The sequence below is a fragment of the Kitasatospora sp. RG8 genome, assembly GCF_017813315.1.
Lineage (GTDB): Bacteria > Actinomycetota > Actinomycetes > Streptomycetales > Streptomycetaceae > Kitasatospora.
This window is the reverse complement of record NZ_JAGIYX010000022.1, coordinates 99152-118677: the sequence shown is the minus strand read 5'-3', so window position 1 is coordinate 118677 and position 19526 is coordinate 99152. Positions and strand designations below refer to the sequence as shown.

General features: G+C 75.3%; 19 protein-coding genes. 4 read left to right on the top strand and 15 right to left on the bottom strand.

The window, feature by feature from the left end; translation table 11 throughout:
• Window positions 1-276 precede the first annotated feature (276 nt).
• From rplT to infC, 3 genes are all read right to left on the bottom strand, one after another.
• Window positions 277-672 (bottom strand): 50S ribosomal protein L20, encoded by a 396-nt coding sequence (gene rplT / locus J5Y04_RS28105; RefSeq protein WP_209415202.1) that lies wholly within the window; start codon window positions 670-672, stop codon window positions 277-279.
• Between the two features lie 109 nt (window positions 673-781).
• Complete coding sequence (rpmI, locus tag J5Y04_RS28100) at window positions 782-976, bottom strand: 50S ribosomal protein L35 (RefSeq protein ID WP_030055648.1); 195 nt, start codon at window positions 974-976, stop codon at window positions 782-784.
• A gap of 140 nt (window positions 977-1116) precedes the next feature.
• A complete protein-coding gene (infC, locus tag J5Y04_RS28095; protein ID WP_209415245.1) occupies window positions 1117-1824 on the bottom strand; it encodes a translation initiation factor IF-3 in 708 nt (235 codons plus the stop codon).
• 459 nt (window positions 1825-2283) lie between these two features.
• Between infC and J5Y04_RS28090 the strand changes: the two genes are divergently transcribed.
• Window positions 2284-2661 (top strand): DUF1844 domain-containing protein, encoded by a 378-nt coding sequence (locus tag J5Y04_RS28090; protein ID WP_209415201.1) that lies wholly within the window; start codon window positions 2284-2286, stop codon window positions 2659-2661.
• A gap of 58 nt (window positions 2662-2719) precedes the next feature.
• On the opposite strand, the gene J5Y04_RS28085 is transcribed toward J5Y04_RS28090, so the two are convergent.
• Window positions 2720-3463 (bottom strand): SseB family protein, encoded by a 744-nt coding sequence (locus J5Y04_RS28085; protein ID WP_209415200.1) that lies wholly within the window; start codon window positions 3461-3463, stop codon window positions 2720-2722.
• A 99-nt stretch (window positions 3464-3562) separates the two neighbouring features.
• On the opposite strand from J5Y04_RS28085, the gene J5Y04_RS28080 reads away from it, so the two are divergent.
• Both J5Y04_RS28080 and J5Y04_RS28075 read left to right on the top strand, forming a co-directional pair.
• Window positions 3563-4795, top strand: a complete 1233-nt coding sequence (locus J5Y04_RS28080; protein ID WP_209415199.1) for an amino acid deaminase/aldolase — start codon at window positions 3563-3565, stop codon at window positions 4793-4795.
• Between the two features lie 285 nt (window positions 4796-5080).
• The gene (locus J5Y04_RS28075) at window positions 5081-6001 is read left to right on the top strand and encodes a lytic polysaccharide monooxygenase (RefSeq protein WP_209415198.1); all 921 of its coding nucleotides are present in this window, start codon (window positions 5081-5083) and stop codon (window positions 5999-6001) included.
• A gap of 173 nt (window positions 6002-6174) precedes the next feature.
• Here J5Y04_RS28075 and J5Y04_RS28070 read toward each other — a convergent pair whose 3' ends face one another.
• The 4 genes from J5Y04_RS28070 to J5Y04_RS28055 all read right to left on the bottom strand — a co-directional run bounded on the left by J5Y04_RS28070 (window position 6175) and on the right by J5Y04_RS28055 (window position 11232).
• Window positions 6175-7329: a DUF2510 domain-containing protein gene (locus J5Y04_RS28070; RefSeq protein ID WP_209415197.1), complete on the bottom strand. Its 1155-nt coding sequence runs from the start codon at window positions 7327-7329 to the stop codon at window positions 6175-6177.
• 293 nt (window positions 7330-7622) lie between these two features.
• Window positions 7623-8429 carry a 3-oxoacyl-ACP reductase gene (locus J5Y04_RS28065; protein ID WP_148647652.1) on the bottom strand — a complete coding sequence of 269 codons (807 nt, stop codon included), beginning with the start codon at window positions 8427-8429 and terminating at the stop codon, window positions 7623-7625.
• 8 nt (window positions 8430-8437) lie between these two features.
• Window positions 8438-9820 carry an aldehyde dehydrogenase family protein gene (locus J5Y04_RS28060; RefSeq protein WP_209415244.1) on the bottom strand — a complete coding sequence of 461 codons (1383 nt, stop codon included), beginning with the start codon at window positions 9818-9820 and terminating at the stop codon, window positions 8438-8440.
• A 5-nt stretch (window positions 9821-9825) separates the two neighbouring features.
• A complete protein-coding gene (locus tag J5Y04_RS28055) occupies window positions 9826-11232 on the bottom strand; it encodes a glutamine synthetase family protein (protein ID WP_209415196.1) in 1407 nt (468 codons plus the stop codon).
• Between the two features lie 155 nt (window positions 11233-11387).
• Between J5Y04_RS28055 and J5Y04_RS28050 the strand changes: the two genes are divergently transcribed.
• Entirely contained in the window at window positions 11388-12137 is a 750-nt protein-coding gene (locus tag J5Y04_RS28050) for a gamma-glutamyl-gamma-aminobutyrate hydrolase family protein (RefSeq protein WP_209415195.1), read from the top strand.
• Window positions 12138-12216: 79 nt separating this feature from the next.
• Here J5Y04_RS28050 and J5Y04_RS28045 read toward each other — a convergent pair whose 3' ends face one another.
• The 7 genes from J5Y04_RS28045 to J5Y04_RS28015 all read right to left on the bottom strand — a co-directional run bounded on the left by J5Y04_RS28045 (window position 12217) and on the right by J5Y04_RS28015 (window position 19436).
• Window positions 12217-13086, bottom strand: coding sequence for a GDSL-type esterase/lipase family protein (locus tag J5Y04_RS28045; protein ID WP_209415194.1), 870 nt, complete (start codon window positions 13084-13086; stop codon window positions 12217-12219).
• 96 nt (window positions 13087-13182) lie between these two features.
• Window positions 13183-14406, bottom strand: a complete 1224-nt coding sequence (locus J5Y04_RS28040; protein ID WP_209415193.1) for a beta-ketoacyl synthase — start codon at window positions 14404-14406, stop codon at window positions 13183-13185.
• On the bottom strand, window positions 14403-14645 hold the full coding sequence (locus tag J5Y04_RS28035) for an acyl carrier protein (RefSeq protein ID WP_209415192.1): 243 nt from the start codon (window positions 14643-14645) through the stop codon (window positions 14403-14405). Before J5Y04_RS28035 ends, J5Y04_RS28040 begins: the two co-directional genes overlap by 4 nt.
• Window positions 14646-14659: 14 nt before the next feature.
• A complete protein-coding gene (locus tag J5Y04_RS28030) occupies window positions 14660-16123 on the bottom strand; it encodes an MFS transporter (RefSeq protein ID WP_209415191.1) in 1464 nt (487 codons plus the stop codon).
• A 10-nt stretch (window positions 16124-16133) separates the two neighbouring features.
• Window positions 16134-17036, bottom strand: a complete 903-nt coding sequence (locus J5Y04_RS28025) for a cyclopropane-fatty-acyl-phospholipid synthase family protein (protein WP_209415190.1) — start codon at window positions 17034-17036, stop codon at window positions 16134-16136.
• 34 nt (window positions 17037-17070) lie between these two features.
• Window positions 17071-18054 carry an acyl-ACP desaturase gene (locus tag J5Y04_RS28020; protein ID WP_307853332.1) on the bottom strand — a complete coding sequence of 328 codons (984 nt, stop codon included), beginning with the start codon at window positions 18052-18054 and terminating at the stop codon, window positions 17071-17073.
• A gap of 140 nt (window positions 18055-18194) precedes the next feature.
• On the bottom strand, window positions 18195-19436 hold the full coding sequence (locus J5Y04_RS28015; protein WP_209415189.1) for a chromate transporter: 1242 nt from the start codon (window positions 19434-19436) through the stop codon (window positions 18195-18197).
• Window positions 19437-19526: the final 90 nt, after the last annotated feature.

The window sequence follows — 19526 nt, the reverse complement described above, 5'->3', positions numbered from 1 at the left end:
GGGGAGCCGGTGGCGGTGCGGTGCGGTGCGGTGCGGTGCGGTGCGGGCGGTGCGGGGCCGGCGGCGGTGCGGGGCCGGCACCCGGGGAGTTCAACGACGGCGGACGCGGAAAGGCGCGAGGACGCCGGGACGCCGTCCGGCGGCGGCACGCGGAACCCGGGGCCGCGGCACCCGGCCGCGGACCCGGCGGGACGCGGGACGACGGCGGAACGCAAAACCGGACCCGCAGGAGGTGCCTGCGGGTCCGGTCTGTGCGACTGCTGATCCAGGAGGGGATCAGGCGGCGTCGGCGGCGGCCTTCGGGGCGTTCACGTCGGCCGGCAGCGCCTTCTGCGCAACCTCGACCAGCGACGCGAAGGCGCCCGGGTCGTTCACCGCGAGGTCGGCCAGCATCTTGCGGTCGATCTCGACGCTGGCGGCCTTCAGGCCCTGCACGAAGCGGTTGTAGGTGATGCCGTTAACACGGGCCGCAGCGTTGATGCGCTGGATCCACAGCTGACGGAAGTCGCCCTTGCGCTTCTTGCGGTCGTTGAAGTTGTAGACCAGCGAGTGGGTGACCTGCTCCTTGGCCTTGCGGTACAGGCGCGAGCGCTGGCCACGGTAGCCGCTGGCGCGCTCCAGGATGACCCGGCGCTTCTTGTGGGCGTTGACTGCCCGCTTGACGCGTGCCACTTGATTACTCCTTGGGTTGGACCACGGACTACTTCACGCGGTCCGTCATTCGAATGGGTCGGGAAGGATCAGCTGTCCCGCACGCGGCTGACGCCGGGCGGGAGCGCGATCACTTGCCGAGAAGCTTCTTGATCTTCTTGGCGTCAGCGGGGGCCAGCTCGACGGTCCCGGCCAGCTTGCGGGTCAGCGTCGAGGGCTTGTGCTCCAGGAGGTGGCGGCGGCCGGCGCGCTCGCGCAGCACCTTGCCAGAGCCACTGATCTTGAAGCGCTTGCTGGCGCCACTGTGCGTCTTCTGCTTCGGCATTTCGCCGTATCTCCTCGTCGGTCCGTCCACGCCCGCGCGGTGTGCGCCGCGCGGGCGTGAAGGATGGATCTGCGGTGACCGGGCGGGACGCCCCGTCACCCTTGGTGGCCGGTCACCCGGGCCGCCCTGGCCGTGAAGGCTCAGGCGTCCTGGGAGGCCTCGGCCGGCTGCTCGACCTCGTCGTCGGCCGTGTCGGCCTCCGCCTCGGCCGCGGCGTTCTCGGCCTCAAGCGCTGCGTCCTCGTCGACCTCGGCGTCGTCGGGGCCGGTGGTCCGGCCCTGGCGCTCGGCCTTGCGGGCGTCCGCGAGGGCGCGGGCCTCGGCCATCGCCTCGGTCTTCTTCTTGTGCGGGCCGAGAACCATGATCATGTTTCGGCCGTCCTGCTTGGCCGAGGACTCCACGAAGCCCAGGTCCTGGACGTCGTTCGCCAGCCGCTGCAGCAGTCGGAAGCCCAGCTCGGGGCGGGACTGCTCACGACCGCGGAACATGATCGTGATCTTGACCTTGTCGCCCTGCTTGAGGAACCGGACGACGTGACCCTTCTTGGTGTCATAGTCGTGCGGGTCGATCTTCGGCCGGAGCTTCATCTCCTTGATGACCGTGTGCGCCTGGTTCTTGCGCGCCTCACGGGCCTTCATGGCCGACTCGTACTTGAACTTGCCGTAGTCCATGAGCTTGCACACCGGCGGCCGGGCGGTCGCCGCGACCTCGACCAGGTCGAGGTCGTACTCCTGCGCGAGCTCCAGCGCCTTGGCAAGCGGCACGATGCCGACCTGCTCGCCGCTGGGACCGACGAGTCGCACCTCGGGGACGCGAATCCGGTCGTTGATGCGGGGCTCGGTGCTGATGGGGCCTCCTCGGTTGCACCTTCTGCGATGCGGCCGTCGGACGGCGGTCGCACGTAGTGGACTCGACCACTGGGCGGGGCTTCATTCGTGCTGCGCTGCCTGACTTGCTGCTAGGCACTGCATGCACCGCGACACGAAAAAAGCCCCGCTCGGTACAAGCGGGGCTCCACACAACCGGGGGCCGCGTCCGGTGAGGGACGCTGCGGGCGACTCGGCGCCTGGGCGCCCGTCGCGGACCGGACCCGTCGACCGCGAGGCCGATCGGGTGGGAGACTTTCGCGGTTGCCCTCTCGGGCCTCCTGGGTGGAGCCTCCTCTTGCTGGCCGGGCGCCCTCAGGGCTCCTGGCCGGTCAGTCTCGAAGCATACAGCCCACAGGGGTCGAACGCTATTCCGCCCCTTCCCACCGGCCCTTGTACGCTCGCCCTGTACGGACACCGGCACGACGGAACGAGCCCCCCTTGAGCAGCGAGCCCACCCAGAACCCCGCCGCGGACGACGAGGCGATCGGTTTCGACGACCTCACCCGGGACATCGCCGAGGTCCCGGCCGTCGAGGTGATCACCACCGTCGCGGTGCACCTGATGAGCGCCGCCGCCGTGAAGTGCGGCCTGGCCGAGGGCGGCGAGGCCGACAAGGACCTCGACGAGGCGCGCAAGCTCATCACCGCGCTGGCCGGGCTGGTCACCGCCGGCGCCCCCGAGATCAGCAACTTCCACGCCGCCCCGCTGCGGGACGGCCTGAAGTCGCTCCAGCTGGCCTTCCGCGAGGCCTCCCTCGTCCCGGACGCGCCGGGCGCGGGCCCGGGCGAGAAGTTCACCGGCCCCGTCTACGCCTGACCCCTCCCCGGACACGGCGGTGCCCCCTCGGACCCGGTCCGAGGGGGCACCCGCGCGTTCAGCGCCGGTGGAGCGGCTCGCCCGGCAGCGCGACGCCGGCGGGCAGCACCGCCAGGCTCAGGCCCCGGTCGAGCCGGACCCGCAGCACCGGGTCGGCGGCCACCGCCCGGCCCACCCGCTCCGCGGCCGCCTGCACGCCCGCCTGGTCCAGCGCCGGGTCGAAGACCACGGCGAGCAGCCCGTCACCGTCCTGGTACGGCGCCAGCAGACCGCTCACCACCTCCGGCTCGGCCGCCAGCAGCGCCCGGACGGCCTCCCGCACCTCGGGGTCGTCCAGCGGCGGCAGGTACGGCCGGTTCTCCGCCAGCGCGCGCAGCCGGGCGCCGGACAGCCGGTACGTCACCGGGCCGGCCGGGTCGACCAGCAGGGTGTCGGCCCGCTCCGAGAAGGCGACCATCGCGGCCTGCGGCGCGGCGACCGGCGCCGGGCGGGCGTCGGCGCGCCAGCGGGCCATTGTCTCCATCGAGGTGAAGGCCGGCAGCGCGCGCCGGCCGTCGGCGGCCTCGACCACCGGGACGGCCATGTCACTGGTCTTCTCGTGCTTGTGCCCGTGCTCGTCCACCTCGACCTCGCCGAGGACGGCCACGATCGGGACCATCAGCCGGGTCGGCGCCAGCGCGGCGAGCAGCTCCGGTTCGGCCGTGCGGTCCTGCGACCAGCGCGCGAGCGCCTCGGCCAGCGCGGGGTCGGCGGTGCCGTCGTCGGCGGCGAATCCTGGGTTCGGGATGTTCTTGCGCTCCACCAGGCCGACCCTATGCCACCCCGCCCCGCGGCCACACGGTCCGAAGGTCCCGCGTCCGACCCCTACCCGGCGGTAGGGAGGGTGTGGCAAGGTGCGGCCATGGCCACGCTCGAAGCTGCTGCCCGTACCGCGCCCACCCCCTCGCCAGCGGCCGACCGCGCCCGGTACGACCGAGCCACCGCCCACCTCGACGGCCCCGTGGCCGTCGTCGACCTGGAGGCCTTCGACGCCAACGCCGCCGACCTGGTGCGCCGGGCCGCGGGCAAACCCGTCCGGGTGGCCAGCAAGTCGGTGCGCTGCCGGGCCCTGCTGGAGCGGGTACTGGCGCTGGAGGGCTTCGCCGGGGTGATGAGCTTCACCCTCGCCGAGTCGCTCTGGCTGGCCCGCACGGGCGTGCGCGACGTCCTGCTCGCCTACCCCTCCGCCGACCGGGCCGGCTTCGCCGAACTGACCGCCGACCCGGAGCTGGCCGCCGGCGTCACCGTGCTGCTGGACGACCCGGCCCAGCTCGACCTGATCGACGCCGCCAGGGCCGGCTCCGCCGAGGTGCGGGTCTGCCTGGAGCTGGACACCGCGCTGCACCTGCTGGGCGGCCGGGTCCGGGTCGGCGCCCGGCGCTCGCCGCTGCGCACGCCCGAGGACGTGGCCGCCCTCGCCGAACTGGTGCAGCGCCGCCGGGGGTTCCGGGTGGTCGGGCTGATGGCGTACGAGGGGCACATCGCCGGCGTGGGCGACGACGTGCCCGGGCGGCCGGTCCGTTCGCGGGTGGTCCGGCTGATGCAGGCCAAGGCGCGGACCGAGCTCGCCGCGCGCCGCGCCGAGGTGGTCCGCCAGCTGCGGCGGGTGGCCGAGCTGGAGTTCGTCAACGGCGGCGGCACCGGCAGCGTCGAGTCGACCGTCGCCGAGCGGGCGGTCACCGAGGTGGCGGCCGGCTCCGGGCTGTACGTGCCGCGGCTGTTCGACAACTACCGCTCCTTCCGGGGGCGCCCGGCCGCGCTGTTCGGCCAGCCGGTGGTGCGCCGGCCCGGGGTCGGCGTGGTGACGGTCCTCGGCGGCGGCTACCCGGCCTCCGGCGTGGCCGGCCCGGACCGCTCGCCGGTGCCGTACCTGCCGCAGGGGCTGCGCTACGACCCGATGGAGGGCGCCGGCGAGGTGCAGACCCCGCTGCTCGGCGCGGCCGCCGACGACCTGCTGATCGGCGACCGGGTCTGGTTCCGGCACGCCAAGGCGGGCGAGCTGTGCGAGCGCTTCGCCGAGCTGCACCTGATCGAGGGCGACGCGGTGGTGCGGACCGTCCCGACCTACCGGGGCGAGGGGAAGACGTTCCTCTGACCCCGACGGCCGGCCCGCCACCCGACCGGGCGGCCGCACGGCCGACGACCTTTCCCCCGCCTTAAGCAGGCCCGATGGGATGCCTAACTCCGGCTTCCCGTCGGGCCTTTGTGCTGCGCTTACGGCTACAGTCCGTCAAAAAGTGTCCCACAACGGGCTATTGCCAGTTGGTCTAGTCCAATCATACGCTCTGGCCGGGGCCCGCGCGCCGGGTCGGCGGCCCCAGGGCAGACGTGTCCATCCCCCACGCATCGGCCCGGAACACGGTCAAGGAGTCCCCACCCCATGTCCATCAAGCGAACTGCCCTGTCCGTCGGCGTGATCGGCGCCGCGGTCCTCGCCGTGTCGGCCACCACCGCCGGCACCGCCGGCGCCCACGGCACGATGACCGGACCGGTCAGCCGGGTCGCCGCCTGCTACGCCGAAGGCCCGGAGACCCCCAAGTCCCAGATCTGCAAGGACCTCGTGGCAATGAGCGGCACCCAGCCGCTCTACGACTGGAACGAGGTCAACATCGCCAACGCGGACGGCCACCACCAGGCGCTGATCCCGGACGGCAAGCTCTGCTCGGCCAACCGGGACAAGTACAAGGCGCTCGACCTGCCGCGCGCCGACTGGCCCGCCACCCCGGTGAGCGCCGGCAGCCTCGCCTTCAAGTTCCGCGTCACCGCGCCGCACCAGGGCAACCAGACCGTCTACATCACCAAGCAGAGCTGGGACCCGACCCAGCCGCTGAAGTGGTCCGACCTGGACCCGACCCCGGTCGCGGTGGTGCCGACCAGCCGGACCTCCGACAACGGCTACTACAACTACACCGGCACGCTGCCGCAGCGCACCGGCCGCCAGCTGCTGTACACGGTCTGGCAGCGCACCGACAGCCCCGAGGCCTTCTACAGCTGCTCCGACATCGACTTCGGCAAGGCCGCCACCGCCGGGCAGCCGGTCTCCGCCCTGGCCGCGCAGGCTCCGGCCGCGCCGAGCGAGGACCAGATCACCGCGGGCCTCGCCAAGTCGACCGTCTCCCACCACGGGCACGGCGGCAACGCCAACGAGCCGGCCGGCGCGGTCGTCCCGACCGCCAGCGCCGCCGTCGGCGGCTCGGCCACCGGCCCGCTGCTGCTCGCCGGCGCCGCCGCCATCGGCGTCGGCTGGGCCGGCATGGTGCTCCGGCGCCGTCGCTTCGAGGCTGTTCGACGCGACGCCTGACCGCCGGAACCGGGGCCGGACCGCCCACCGACCCCCGTGCGGTCCGGGCCCGGTGACCCACCCCTGCGCAGAAGGGCGGTCCCGTCCCGCCGGACGGGACGGGACCGCCCGACACGACGGCGGCCCACCCGGACGTTCCGGGTGGGCCGCCGTGCGTGAGCGGAGCAGCGCGGTCAGGTGTTGCCGGACCCGTCCGGGCCGGAGCCACCCCCGCCGCCCGGGAAGGGGGGCACCTTGCCGGTGTAGTCGGCGATGCCCTTGACGATGGTGTCCATCACGGCGACGTCCGGCGCCTTGTCGGCGATGTCGAAGCCCAGGTGGACGGAGACCAGCGCCTTGCCGTCCGCGGACGGGAAGACCACGGTCTGCACGTAGCCGTCGTTGCCCTTCGCCGCGTCGACCTTCCAGCGGACCAGGTAGCCGTCCCGGCCGTCGACCTTTATCGCCTCCGACTTCAGCTCCTCGTGCGAGTTGAGGTCGTTGTACGAGTCCTTGGCCGCCTTCTCGATGTCGGCCTTGGCCGCCGCCCGGACGTCGGTGCCACCGCCGTCGATCACACCGGTGTTGGCGCCGCCGAGCGAACAGGAGCCGCCGCCGTCGCAGGTGTACGCGCCCACGCTCAGCGCCGCGAAGCCCTCCTTGGTGGTGCCGCCCTCCCAGCCGGCCGGGACGGGCAGGGTGATCCGGTTCACCAGGTCGGCGGCGGTGCCGGCCTTGCCGTTCCCCTTGCCCTTCCCGGTGCCGTTGCCGTTGCCGTTGCCGTTGCCGCCGCCCTTGCCGTCCCCGCTGCCGCCGTTGCCGCCCGGGCCGCCGAGGTCGGGCAGATCGCCCCAGGGGGCGTCCTGGCCGTACGGCGCGGGCCGGGCGGTGCGGTGCGAGGCCCGCGTCTCCCCGTGGCCGTCCATCGCCAGGTAGGTGACGCCGGAGCCGACGGCCAGCCCGAGCACCGCCGCCACGGCGGTCGCGGCCACCAGCTTCGACGGCTTGCGGCGCCGCTTCGGCGACGGTGGTGCGGGCGTGCCGTAGGCGGTGCCGAAGGGGGGCGGCTCGGGGTAGCGGACCGTCGGCCCGCTCCCCAGCACCTCCCCCTCCAGCACCGGGGTCTCGGCGGTCGCGTCCGGCCCCGGGGCCTGCGCCACCGCGGGCTCCGGCGCCGGGGGCTCCGACGGCGGGGGCTCCGACGGCGGGGGCTCCGACGGCGGGGCGTCCGAGGGTGCGGGCCGGGTGCTGGCCGTCCAGCCGGTGCCGTCCCACCAGCGCTGTGGCCTCGGATCGCTGGTGATGTCCTTCGGGTCCGGGTACCACCCGGCAGGGATCTGCTCACTCACGACAGAGAATCTAAAGGCAGCCGGATAAACGCGATATCAGCGGGACGCCCAATTCCCGGCATTTTCCATGAGATTCCGGTGAGAAGCCGCGGCCCCGCCCTCAGCACCCCTCCCGCCCGGCCGGCGGGGGCGTCCGGTGCCAGGCCCCTCCGGGTCGTCGTACGCCGCGAGGTAGTCGGCCGAGGCGACGGCCACCCCCTCGAAGGACTCCTCCGGCACGGCGAACGCCTCCACCAGGGCCCCGGCGTGCAGGCCGGCCGCAGCCCCGGCCCCGGCCCCCGGACCGGGCGGGCCTAGAGGGGCGTCACATAGGCCCCCGTGATGCCACCGTCGACCAGGAACTCGCTCGCCGTGATGAACGAGGAGTCGTCGCTGGCCAGGAAGGCGACCGCGGCGGCGATCTCCTCCGGGCGGGCGAAGCGGCCGAGCGGGACGTGCACCAGCCGCCGGGCCGCCCGTTCCGGGTCCTTGGCGAAGAGCTCCCGCAGCAGCGGCGTGTCCACCGGCCCGGGCGAGAGCGCGTTGACCCGGATGCCCTCGCGGGCGAACTGCACGCCCAGCTCCCGCGACATCGCCAGCACCCCGCCCTTGGACGCGGTGTAGGAGATCTGCGAGGTCGCCGCGCCCATCCGGGCCGTGAAGCTGGCGGTGTTGATGATCGAGCCGCGCCCGTGCCGTCGCATGTAGGGCAGCGCCGCCCTGCAGCAGAGGTACACGGAGGTCAGGTTGGCCTCCTGGACCTTCCGCCAGGCGTCCAGCCCGGTGGTCAGGATGGAGTCGTCCTCCGGCGGCGAGATCCCCGCGTTGTTGAACGCGACGTCGACACTGCCGTACGTCTCGTAGGCCTCGTCGAAGAGCGCCTCGACCATGTACGGGTCGGTGACGTCGGTGTGCACGAAGAGGCCGCCGGTCTCCTTCGCGGCGGCCCGGCCCGTCACCTCGTCGATGTCGGCGCAGACCACCTTCGCGCCCTCGGTGGCGAGCCTGCGGGCGGCGGCCAGGCCGATGCCGCTGCCCGCGCCGGTGATCACGGCGGTGCGGCCGGCCAGGCGCCGGCAGACCGGGCCGCCCTGCTCCGGCTTCGGGGCCTTCTCGGTCATGCCGGCTCCTACTCCTCGCTCTGGATGAAGACGTTCTTGGTCTCGGTGAAGTGCGCCAGCGCGTCCGGCCCCAGCTCCCGGCCGATCCCGGACTCGCCGAAGCCCCCGAAGGGCGTCCAGTAGCGCACCGAGGAGTGCGAGTTGACCGACAGGTTGCCCGCCGCGACGCCGCGGGCCATGCGCAGGGCCCGGCCGACGTCCCTGGTCCAGATGGAGCCGGAGAGGCCGTAGCGGGTGGCGTTGGCGAGGCGCAGCGCGTCGGCCTCGCCGTCGAAGGGCAGGACCACGGCGACGGGGCCGAAGATCTCCTCGGTGACGACGGGCGCGTCGGCCTGCGCGGGCGCCAGCACCGTGGGCGGGTACCAGAAGCCGGGGCCGTCGGGCACCGCGGCGCGGGCCAGCACCGGCAGGTCGGGGGTGACGTAGGAGGCGACCCGGCGGACCTGGGCGGCGGAGATCAGCGGGCCGAGCTGCGTCCGCGGGTCGGCCGGGTCGCCGGTGCGGACGGCCTCGACGGCGGGCAGCAGGTGGGCCAGGAAGTCGTCGTAGACCTCGCGCTGGACCAGGATGCGGCTGCGGGCGCAGCAGTCCTGGCCGCTGTTGTCGAGGAAGGACATCGGGTCGGCGGCGCGGGAGAGGTCGGCGTCGGCGAAGACGATGTTCGGGCTCTTGCCGCCGAGTTCGAGGGTGACCCGCTTGGCGCGGGCGGCGCAGCGGGCGGCCACCTCCTTGCCGACCACGGTGGAGCCGGTGAAGACGATCTTGCGGACCGCCGGGTGGTCCACCAGTGCCCGGCCGGTGGTGCCGCCGGCGCCGGGGACGACCTGGAGGAGCCCCTCCGGCAGCCCGGCGGCCAGGGCGAGTTCGGCCAGCCGCAGCGCGGTCAGCGGGGTCGCCTCGGCGGGTTTGAGCAGCACCGCGTTGCCCGCGGCGAGGGCGGGGGCGAAGCCCCAGGCGGCGATCGGCATCGGGAAGTTCCACGGGGCGATGACGCCGACCACCCCGACCGGCTCGTGGAAGGTGACGTCCAGACCGCCGGCCACCGGGATCTGCCGGCCGGTCAGCCGCTCGACTCCCCCGGCGGCGTACTCCAGCAGGTCGCGGACGTTGCCGGCCTCCCAGCGGGCGTTGCCGACGGTGTGGCCGGCCTCGGTCACCTCCAGGGCGGCCAGCTCCGGGACGTGCACGTCGACCTGGTCGGCGAACCGCCGCAGCAGCCGGGCCCGTTCACCCGGGGCGAGGGCGGCCCAGCCCTGCTGGGCCTTGACGGCGCGCTGGACAGCGGCGTCGAGCCGCTCGGGCGTGGTGTCCGGGACGTCGGCGACCGGCTCGCCGGTGGCGGGGTTGCGGACGGTGCTGGTGCCGGGCTCACCGGTGCCGGTCGCGTTCACGGTGCTCACATCCGTTCGAAGGATCGGTAGCGCTCCCAGTCGGTCACGGCGTCGTCGTAGGCGGCCTGCTCGACCCGGGCCATGTGCAGGTAGTGCTCGACCACGTCGGCGCCGAAGGCGGTCCGGGCCAGCTCGCTCTCGGCCCAGAGGTCGGCGGCCTCGCGCAGCGAGCCGGGCACCCGGGCGTACTCGTCGGCCGAGTAGGCGTTGCCGAGGCAGGGCGCGGGCAGGTCGAGCTTGTGCTGGAGGCCGTACAGACCGGCCGCGATCATGCCGGCCACCGCGAGGTACGGGTTGACGTCGCCGCCGGGCACCCGGTTCTCCATCCGCAGGCCGGGACCGCGCCCCACCACCCGGTAGGCGCAGGTGCGGTTGTCGCGACCCCAGGCGACGGCGGTGGGGGCGAACGAGCCCGGGCGGTAGCGCTTGTAGGAGTTGATGTTGGGCGCGTAGAGCAGGCTGAACTCGCGCAGGGCGGTGAGCTGCCCGGCGAGGAAGTGCCGCATCGTGTCGGTCATCCGCCCGTCGCGGTCGGCGAAGGCCGGGACGCCGCGCGGGCCGGCCGAGGAGTCCCGCAGGTCGCGCAGCGAGAGGTGGATGTGGCAGCTGTTGCCCTCGCGCTCGTTGTACTTGGCCATGAAGGTGAGCGCGCAGCCCTGTTGGGCGGCGATCTCCTTGGCGCCCGTCTTGTAGACGCTGTGCTGGTCGCAGGTGGTGAGGGCGTCGGCGTAGCGGAAGGCGATCTCGTGCTGGCCGAGGTTGGCCTCGCCCTTGGCCGACTCCACGACCAGGCCGGCGCCGGCCATCTCGATGCGGATCCGGGAGAGCAGCGGCTCGACGCGGGCGGTGCCGAGCATCGAGTAGTCGACGTTGTACTGGTTGGCCGGGGTCAGGCCGCGGTAACCGCCGGACCAGGCCTGTTCGTAGGTGTCGCGGAAGACCAGGAACTCCAGCTCGGTGCCGATGTCGGCGGCCAGCCCGTACTCGGCGAGCCGCTCGATCTGGCGGCGCAGCAGCTGCCGCGGTGCGGCGTCGACCGGCCGGCCGCCGTGCCGGGCGAGGTCGGCGGTGACCTGTGCGGTGCCGGGCTGCCACGGGGTGAGCCGGAGGGTGGAGAGGTCGGGGCGCATCGCGAAGTCGCCGTAGCCGGTCTCCCAGGAGGAGAGGGCGTAGCCGTCCACGGTGTTGAGGTCGACGTCGACGGCCAGCAGGTAGTCGCAGGCCTCGGCGCCGTGCTCGGCGACCTCGTCGAGGAAGAACCGGGCGGCGAAGCGTTTGCCCTGCAACCGGCCCTGCATGTCGGTGAAGGCGAGCGCGACGGTGTGGATCTCGCCGGCGTCGACCAGGGCGCGCAGCTCGTCCAGCGTGAGCGGCGCACGCCGGGGTGCGTCCGCGGTGGCGTTGTCGGGCATGCCGGAAGCCTCCTCCTCGATCACTCAGCGAGAGCGGGCGGTCACAGCGAACCGTACGGCCTGGCACGGACGGCGCGGAAGAGGGCGGACGGGTGTGGCGCGCCGAGAGTCGGGATTGACGGGTTATCAGGAGTGACGGGAGGAGAATGCCCGCCATGGATCGCAGGCCTTTCATCGGCGTCAGCACCTATCTGGTGGACGCGAGTTGGAGCGACTGGCGGAGCCGCCGGGTGGCGCTGGTGCCCGAGCGGTACACCGCGTACGTACGGGACTCGGGCGGGATCGCGGTGCTGCTGCCGCCGGACGCCCCCGAGCGGGCGCCGGAGGTGCTGGCCCGGCTGGACGCCCTCGTCATCGCCGGCGGGCCGGACATCGACCCGGCCTACTACGGGCAGACCCGGCACCCGCTGACCGACGTGGACTCGCCGGAGCGCGACGTCTGGGAGACGGCGCTGGTCCGGGCGGCACTGGCGGCCGGCATGCCGATGCTGGGGATCTGCCGGGGCATGCAGGTGCTGAACGTGGTCTGCGGCGGCACGCTGGTGCAGCACCTGCCGGACGTGGTCAGCCCGGACGTCCACGCCGGCTCGCCCGGCAGGTACGGCGCGCACAGCGTCCGGCCGGTGCCCGGCACGCTGCTCGGCGGGCTGCTGCCGGAGAGCGAGCTGGTCGTGCCGACCTTCCACCACCAGGCCGTCGACCGGCTCGGCGACGGACTGCGGGTGAGCGCGCACGCGCCCGACGGCACCGTGGAGGCGGTCGAGGGGCCCGGGTTCGCGCTGGGTGTGCAGTGGCACCCCGAACAGGGCGAGGACCTGCGGGTGATGCAGGCGCTCGTCCGGGCGGCGACGGCGGCCCGCACGGTGCCGTTGGAGGCCGTTCCGCTGGAGGCCGTGTCGGGGTGACCCGGGCCGGGGCCCGGCCCCGGGCGCCGGGCCCTGCGCGGGGGCCCTGCGCCGGGCCCGTACGGCCGCCGGAGGCGTCCTACGCCTGCACGGGCTCGGCGTCGGCGAGCAGGCCGGCCGCCGTGAGGACGGCCGGCAGCATCCGCTGGGCGTACTCGGCGTAGCCCTGCGGCGACGGGTGGACGCCGTCCGGGCTGAGGAGTTCGTCCGCCCGCTCCCGGAAGTAGCCGCCGGAGGAGGGCGCCAGCACCGCGCCCACGCGCTGGGCGGCCCGGATGTGCAGCCGGGCCAGGCGCCGGGCGCGGCGGCCGCCCGCCCAGCGGGCCGGGGCGCGGAAGCCGGGTCCGTGGGCGGGGTCGGGACAGGGCACCACGACCGGCTGCCAGCCGGCCTCGCGCAACGCCCGCACCAGGTGCGCGAACCCGCGGGCGGAGCGGCCGAGGGGCAGCGGGAGCAGCATGTCGTTGCTGCCGACGATCAGGACCGCGATCCCCGGCCCCAGTCGGGCGGCCCGGGTGGCCTGCCGCCGGGCGCCGGTCGTGGTGGCGCCCGCCCGTGCGAGGACGCGCAGGTCCACCGGCCGGCCGAGCTGCTCCCCGAGGGCCTGGGCGAGCCGGGCGCCGAGCGTCTCCTCGGCGTGGCCGGCGCCGAGGCTCTGGGCGAGCGAGTCGCCGAGCATCAGCAGGGCGAGCGGCCGGTCGTCGGCGGGGGCGGGAGGTCCGTACCGGCCGTCGGCGCGCGGGACGGACCAGTCGGCGGGCGGGCGTCGCATCAGCAGGCGGCTGTAGAGCCGGGCGGCGGCGGGCCTGGCCCGGCCGAGCAGGCCGGCGGGGCGGCGCGGACGGGCGGACGGACCGGTGGGGCGGGCCTCGGGTGGGGCGCTCGGGGCGGGGGTGGCGGGGGTGGCGCTCGGGGTGGGAGGGGCGCTCGGGGCGGGGCCGGCGGGCATGGCGGGACTCCGGGGCGGATCGGGGGCGGCGAGGGGGCGAGCACGGCAGGGGCGGGCGGACGAGGGCGGGAGCCGTCGGCTGCCGTCGGGCGGTGGTCAGGCGGCGGTCAGTACGACGGCCGCGTTCTGTCCGCCGAAACCGCAGGAGACCGAGACCGCCGCCGGAACGGCGAGCGGCCGGGGCACCTTGGTGACCACGTCCAGCTCGATCCGCTCGTCCATCCGGTCGAGGTTGGCGGTCGGCGGGATCAGCCGGTTCTGGAGCGCCAGGACGGTCAGCGCCGCCTCGATCGCGCCGGCCGCGCCCATGGTGTGCCCGATCACGCTCTTGTTGGCGGTGACCGGCGGCGGGCGGAGGAAGACCTGCCGCAGCGCCGCCGCCTCCGCCACGTCGTTCAGCGCGGTGCCGGTGCCGTGCGCGTTGACGTGCCCGATCTCGTACGGCGCCAGCCCGGCGTCGGCGAGCGCGGTGCCGAGCGCGCGGGCGAGGCCCGCACCGTCCGGGTGGGGGGCGGTGAAGTGGTACCCGTCGGCGGCGGAGCCGTGCCCCGCCAGGTGGGCGCGCGGGCGGACCCCGCGCGCCCGGGCGTGCTCCGCCCGTTCCAGGACCAGCACACCGGCGCCCTCGCCGAGCACGAAGCCGTCCCGGTCGGCGTCGAACGGGCGGGAGGCGCCGGCCGGGTCGTGCCCGCGGCGCGAGAGCGCGCCCAGCCGGTCGAAGGCCGTCGCCACCATCGGGAACCGCGGGCTGTCGGTGCCGCCGGCCAGCACCAGGTCGCAGGTGCCGGCCCGGACGAGGTCGCAGGCCAGCGCGAGGGCGGTGGTGCCGGACGCGCAGGCGGTGCTGGTGACCAGGCTGGGCCCGAGGGCCCCGAGGTCCAGGCTGACCTCGCCGGCCGCCATGTTGGGGATGCTGCGCGGGAGCATCAGCGGGGAGACCTGGTCGGCCCGGCCCTGCTCCAGCCTGGCGTACTCGGCCCGGTAGCTCTGCACGCTGTTGGCGCTCACCCCGAGGACGACGCCGACCCGGGTGCCGTCCCACTGCGCCGGGTCGAGCCGGGCGTCGGCGACGGCCTCGCGGGCGGCCAGGACGGCGAGTTGGGCGAAGCGGTCGAGCCGGCGGGCCAGCCGGCCGCCGAGCAGCCCGGCGGCGTCGTACTCGTCCACCGGGCAGGAGAAGTCGACGTTCAGCCCGGCCAGCCAGGGGTCGGGCCGGGCGGTCGGCCCGCCGCCCAGGAAGTGCTCCCAGGTGGCCGCCGCCCCGAACCCGGCCGGGGTGACCAGGCCGAGCCCGGTGACGGCCACCGCGCGTCCGCTCAACTGACCGCACCCGCGGCCAGGCCGGCGTCCGCGAACGCGGCGAGCTCGCCGAGGGTGCCGTCCGGCCGGATGTCGGTGACGGTGACGCCGATCCGCTCCTCGACCATCAGCGAGAGCTCGACGAGCGCGAGGCTGTCGAGCTCCAGCGAGGCGAGGGTGGCGTCGGGGCCGACGCGGTCGGCGGCGACGTCGAACTCCTCGACCAGGCAGTCGCGGAGGATCTCGTAGGACTGGGACATGGCGGTGGGACCTTTCATCGGCCGAGCAGGCTCGGTGGCGGGGACGCCCGGTCGAGCTCCGGGACGGGAACGGGGGCCTGCGCCGGGCGCCGCCCGGGCAGGCGGTACCAGGCGAGGACGGCGGCGAGCAGGGCGACGCCGGCGCCCACCCGGGAGGCGGCGGCGAGGCCGTCGGTGAACGCGGCCGCGCCGGCCACCGGGGCACCGGCGGCCACGGTGGCCAGGACGGAGCCGAGCACGGCCACACCGAGGGTCGAACCGACCTGCCGGGTGGCGTCGTTGAGCGCGGAGCCGACGCCGGCCATCGCCGCCGGCACCGCGCTCATCACCAGTTCGGTGGCGACGGGCGCCAGCAGGCCCGCACCGAACCCGCAGACGCCTTCGAAGAGCAGCACCGGCGCGTCCCCCGAACCGGCCGTCAGCCGGCCCAGCTGGGCGAAGCCGGCGACGATCAGCAGCAGCCCGCCGGCCACCGGGACGCGGGCGCCCAGCCGGCGCGCCACCACCGGGCCGAGCACCGCGCCGGCCGCCAGCCCGAGCGAGAGCGGGACCATCCGCTGCCCCGCCGCCCACGCGGAGAGGCCGCGCACCTGCTGGAGGTAGAGGGTGAGCAGGAACATCGCGCCGAACATGGCGAAGGACATCAGCGCCAGGCAGAGCGTGGCCGGCCAGACCGGTCCCCCGCGCAGCAGCCGGACCGGCACCATCGGTGCGGCGCAGCGCAGTTGCCACAGCGTGAAGCCGGTGAGCAGCAGCGCCGCCGCCCCGAAGGCGGCGAGCACCCCGGCGCTGGTCCAGCCGCGCCCGGGCGCCTCGATGACGCCCCAGACCAGCGCCAGCAGTCCGCCGCAGGAGAGCAGCGCACCGGGGTGGTCCAGCCGCCGCGGGTCGGGGTCGCGGGACTCCGGCAGCACCGGAACCGCCGCCAGGATCGCTGCCGCCACCGGGACGTTGAGCCAGAACGCGGCCTGCCAGCCGTACCGCTCGACCAGCCAGCCGCCGGCGACCGGGCCGAACAGTGCGCCGACGCCGGCCACCGCCGCCCAGACGCCGATCGCCCGCCGCCGGTCGGCCCGTCCGGGCAGGACGTGCACGATGGTGGAGAGCGTGGCGGGCATGAAGAGCGCCGCGCCCAGCCCCATCGCGCACCGGGCGGCGACCAGCCGGGCGGGCCCGTCGCCGGTGGCGCCGGCCACCGAGGCGAGCGCGCAGAGCGCGAGGCCCGCGGCGAACGCCCGGCGGCGGCCGTGGCGGTCGCCGAGGGCGCCCGCGGCCAGCACGCAGCCGCCGAGCGCGAGCGCGTAGCCGTCGACGATCCACTGGGTCTCGGCCAGGGTCGGGCCGAGCTCGGCCCGCAGGCCGGGGACCGCCACGTTGAGGACGGTGAAGTCCAGTCCGAGCAGGAACAGCGCGGCGCAGACGACGGCCACCGCCGCCCACGCCCGCCGCCTGGTCACCGGTGCGCTTGCGAGCTCCACGCGCCCGGCCTCAGACCGGCAGCCGCAGCGGCTCGTCACGCCGCACGAAGCCGAACCGGTACAGGGTGGCCGCGCCGCGCAGGAAGGTCACCTCGCAGGCCCGGAGGTAGCGGCGGTAGCGGCGGAAGCCGTCCTCGCCGACCAGCGCCCGCGCCTCGGCGCGGGCCCGCAGCAGCCGGGCCGACCAGGCGCCCAGGGTGCGGGCGTAGTCCTCGGCCGAGGCACGGAGCACGGCGACGGAGAAGTACGGGTCGCAGGCGGTGGCGATCTCGTCCAGCCGGGGCAGCACGGCGCCGGGGAAGACGTCGGCGGCCACGAAGGAGCCGACCGGGCCGTCCCCGCCGGCGACGCCGTCGTACGCGATGGTCTGCAGGGACATCCGGGCGCCGGGGCGCAGCCAGCCGTGGCAGTGCTCGAAGTAGGCCCGGTAGGCGGCCACCCGTTCGGGGCGGCTGAGGCCGGCGGTGGCGAAGTGCTCGAAGGCGCCGACCGAGACGATGGCGTCGTACGGCCGCTCGGGGCGGTGGGCCTCCCAGCTCTCCAGCCGGACCTCGACGCCGGGCAGGCCGAGGCCTGTGACGTGGGCGTGCTGGGCCCGGGAGAGGGTGAGCCCGGTGGCCTCGGCCACCCTCCGCCCGGCGACCGCGTGCGCCAGCAGCCCGCCCCAGCCGCAGCCGACGTCCAGTAGGCGCAGGCCCGCGCCGGGGGCGGCGCCGGCCAGGTCGAGGTGGAGGGCGAGCTTGGCCCGCTGGGCCCGGGGCAGTGCGGTGGTGTCGGGTTCGTCGCGGGCGATGCCGTCCCAGACCGCCGCCGAGTAGCTCAGCGTCTCGTCCAGCCAGAGGGCGTAGAAGTCGTTGCCGAGGTCGTAGTGGAACTCGATGTCGGCGGCGGGGGTGCCGGTGGTGGTGGTCATGCTGCTCCTGTGGTCGGCCGGTCGGGTGGGCGGCTCACGCGGTCTCGGGGGCGGCGCCGTCCGTGCCCGCCGGGTCGTGCCCGGCCCGGCCGGCGCGGGCGGCGAGGGCCCGGGCGCGGCGTTCGACGAACCGGGTGGCCCTGGCGTCCACCTGTGCGAGGTGGTCCGCGAGCCGGTCGCGGGCCTGTTCTCCGGCCGGGCCGAGGCCGGTCAGCTCGAAGACCCTCAGCGAGCGCAGCAGCGGCACCAGCACCTCGTCGTGGTGGACCCGCAGGTCGTAGACGCCGGCCACCGCGACCTCGGCCGCCATCCGGGCGAAGCCGGGCATGCCCTGGCCGGGCATGGCGAAGTCGCGGACGGCGGCGTCGAGCACGGTGAGGACGGGGTCGGGGTCGATCTCCAGGGCGGCGCGCAGCAGTTCGCGATAGAAGACCATGTGCAGGTTCTCGTCCTGGGCGACCCGGGCGAGGAGCCGCTCGCAGACCGGGTCGCCGCTGAGCCGCCCGGTGTTGCGGTGGCTCACCCGGGTGGCCAGCTCCTGCACGGAGACGTAGGCGACCAGGTCGATCACGCCGAGGGGCTCCGGGACGGCGCCGGTGCCGACCTGCGCCATCCTGGCGCGCTCCAGCGCGACCGGGTCGACGGCGCGGGCGGCGTGCAGGTAGGCGCGGATGGAGGCGGCGTGCCGGTCCTCCTCGGCGGTCCAGCGGTGCAGCCAGGCGCCCCAGGCGCCGTCGCGGGAGGTCCGTGAGGCGATCGTCCAGTGGTAGCCGGGCAGGTTGTCCTCGGTGAGCAGGTTGACCACCAGGGCCGAGCGCACGGCGGGGCTCAGCGCGGACTGCTCCGGCCGCCACGGCTCCCCGCCGAGCGGGCCGTCGAAGTCCCGGCCGAGACTCCACGGCACGTACTGGTGGGGGAACCACTCGCGCGCCGCGCCGAGATGACGGTTCATCAAGTCTTCGGCGACCGGCTCAAGTTCGGCGAGCCAGCGGACGACCTCCGCCGTGTCGATCTTCACGGACGGTGATCATGGCGGGACCGTGAGCGATCCTGCAAGCCGGTGTCACCCGATCGGGGCGGGCGCTCCTCCGGACGCCACCGCCGCTCACCCGGCCGGCGGCGGCGCCCGCCCGGCGGCAGCCCGGCGCCGGACCGGCCTCAGGCCGGCGGCAGGCCCGCGGCGACGGCGAGGACCCCGGCCGCCCCGGCCGCGAGCAGGGCGGGCACCACACCCCGGCGGGCGACGGCCAGCCAGAGCAGCGCCGCCGCCAGCACCACCCACTGCCAGCCGTAACCGAGCGCGGTGGCCAGCGGCACCGCCGAGCCGGCGATGGCGCCGATCACGGCCGGCCCGGCGCCGGTGAGGAAGTCCTGCACCCGCCGGTCGGCCCGGAGCCGGTCGAAGTGCCGGCCGCCGAGGATCACGAAGAGGAAGGACGGCGTGAAGGCGACGGCCGCCGCCAGCAGTCCGCCACCGATCCCGGCGGCCGCGTAGCCGACGACCGCCACGGTGTGCACGACCGGACCGGGGGTGACCTGGCCGAGGGCGACGGCGTTGAGGAACTGTCCGTCCGTCATCCAGTGGTGGCGGCCGACGGCGTCCTCCTGCATCAGCGGGATGATCACGAAGCCACCCCCGTAGGAGAGCGCACCCACCTTGAACGCCACCCAGGCCAGTGCGCCGAGCCCGCCGAGTGCGGGCAGCACGGCGGCCACCGGCAGCGAGACGCGGCGGTCCCGGCCGGGGCGCTCCCGGCCGGGGTTGCGGTCGGGGCCGGGGCCGGGGCCGGGGTTGCGGTCGCGGTCGCGGTCGGGACCGGGGTCGCGCGGTCGGGGCCGGGCGCGGACGGCTGCCTCGGTCAGCCCGGAGGCGACCACCACCAGGACCAGCCACGGGCCGGTGAGGACCGCGGCGGCCGCGCCGGCCAGCGCGTACCCCGTCCAGCGGGCCCGGGCCGCGCGCCCCCGGCCGGCCCGGGTGAGACTGCCGGGGACCAGCGAGGTGGCGGCCTGCACGGCCACCGCCGGGACGGCCGCGCCCGCGCCGGCCGCGGCACCGAGCACCCACAGGGGCGGGTCGCCGGCCAGGAAGAGCACCGACAGGGCGAGGATCAGCAATAGCCCGGGCGCGATGAAGCAGAATCCGCCGACCAGCGCCCCCGGGGTGCCGCGCAGGCGCCAGGCGGTGAGGATCGCCAGCTGGGTGGAGGCCGGGCCGGGCAGCAGGTTGGTGGCCGCGATGCCGTCCTCGAACTCGTCCGGCGTCAGCCACCCGCGCCGCTCCACGCAGAGCCGGCGCAGCAGCAGGATGTGCGCGGGCGGTCCGCCGAAGCCGAGCACCCCGATCCGGCCCCACTCCCCGGCGATCGTCGCGAGGCCGACCCGCCCGGACCGTTCCATGCTGTTTCTCCCCTGCTCAGTGGCGGCGCGACGATACCGGACGGGGGTTACGCGTCGGCAATGACAACGGTCTCCAGTGCAGCCTTTGGA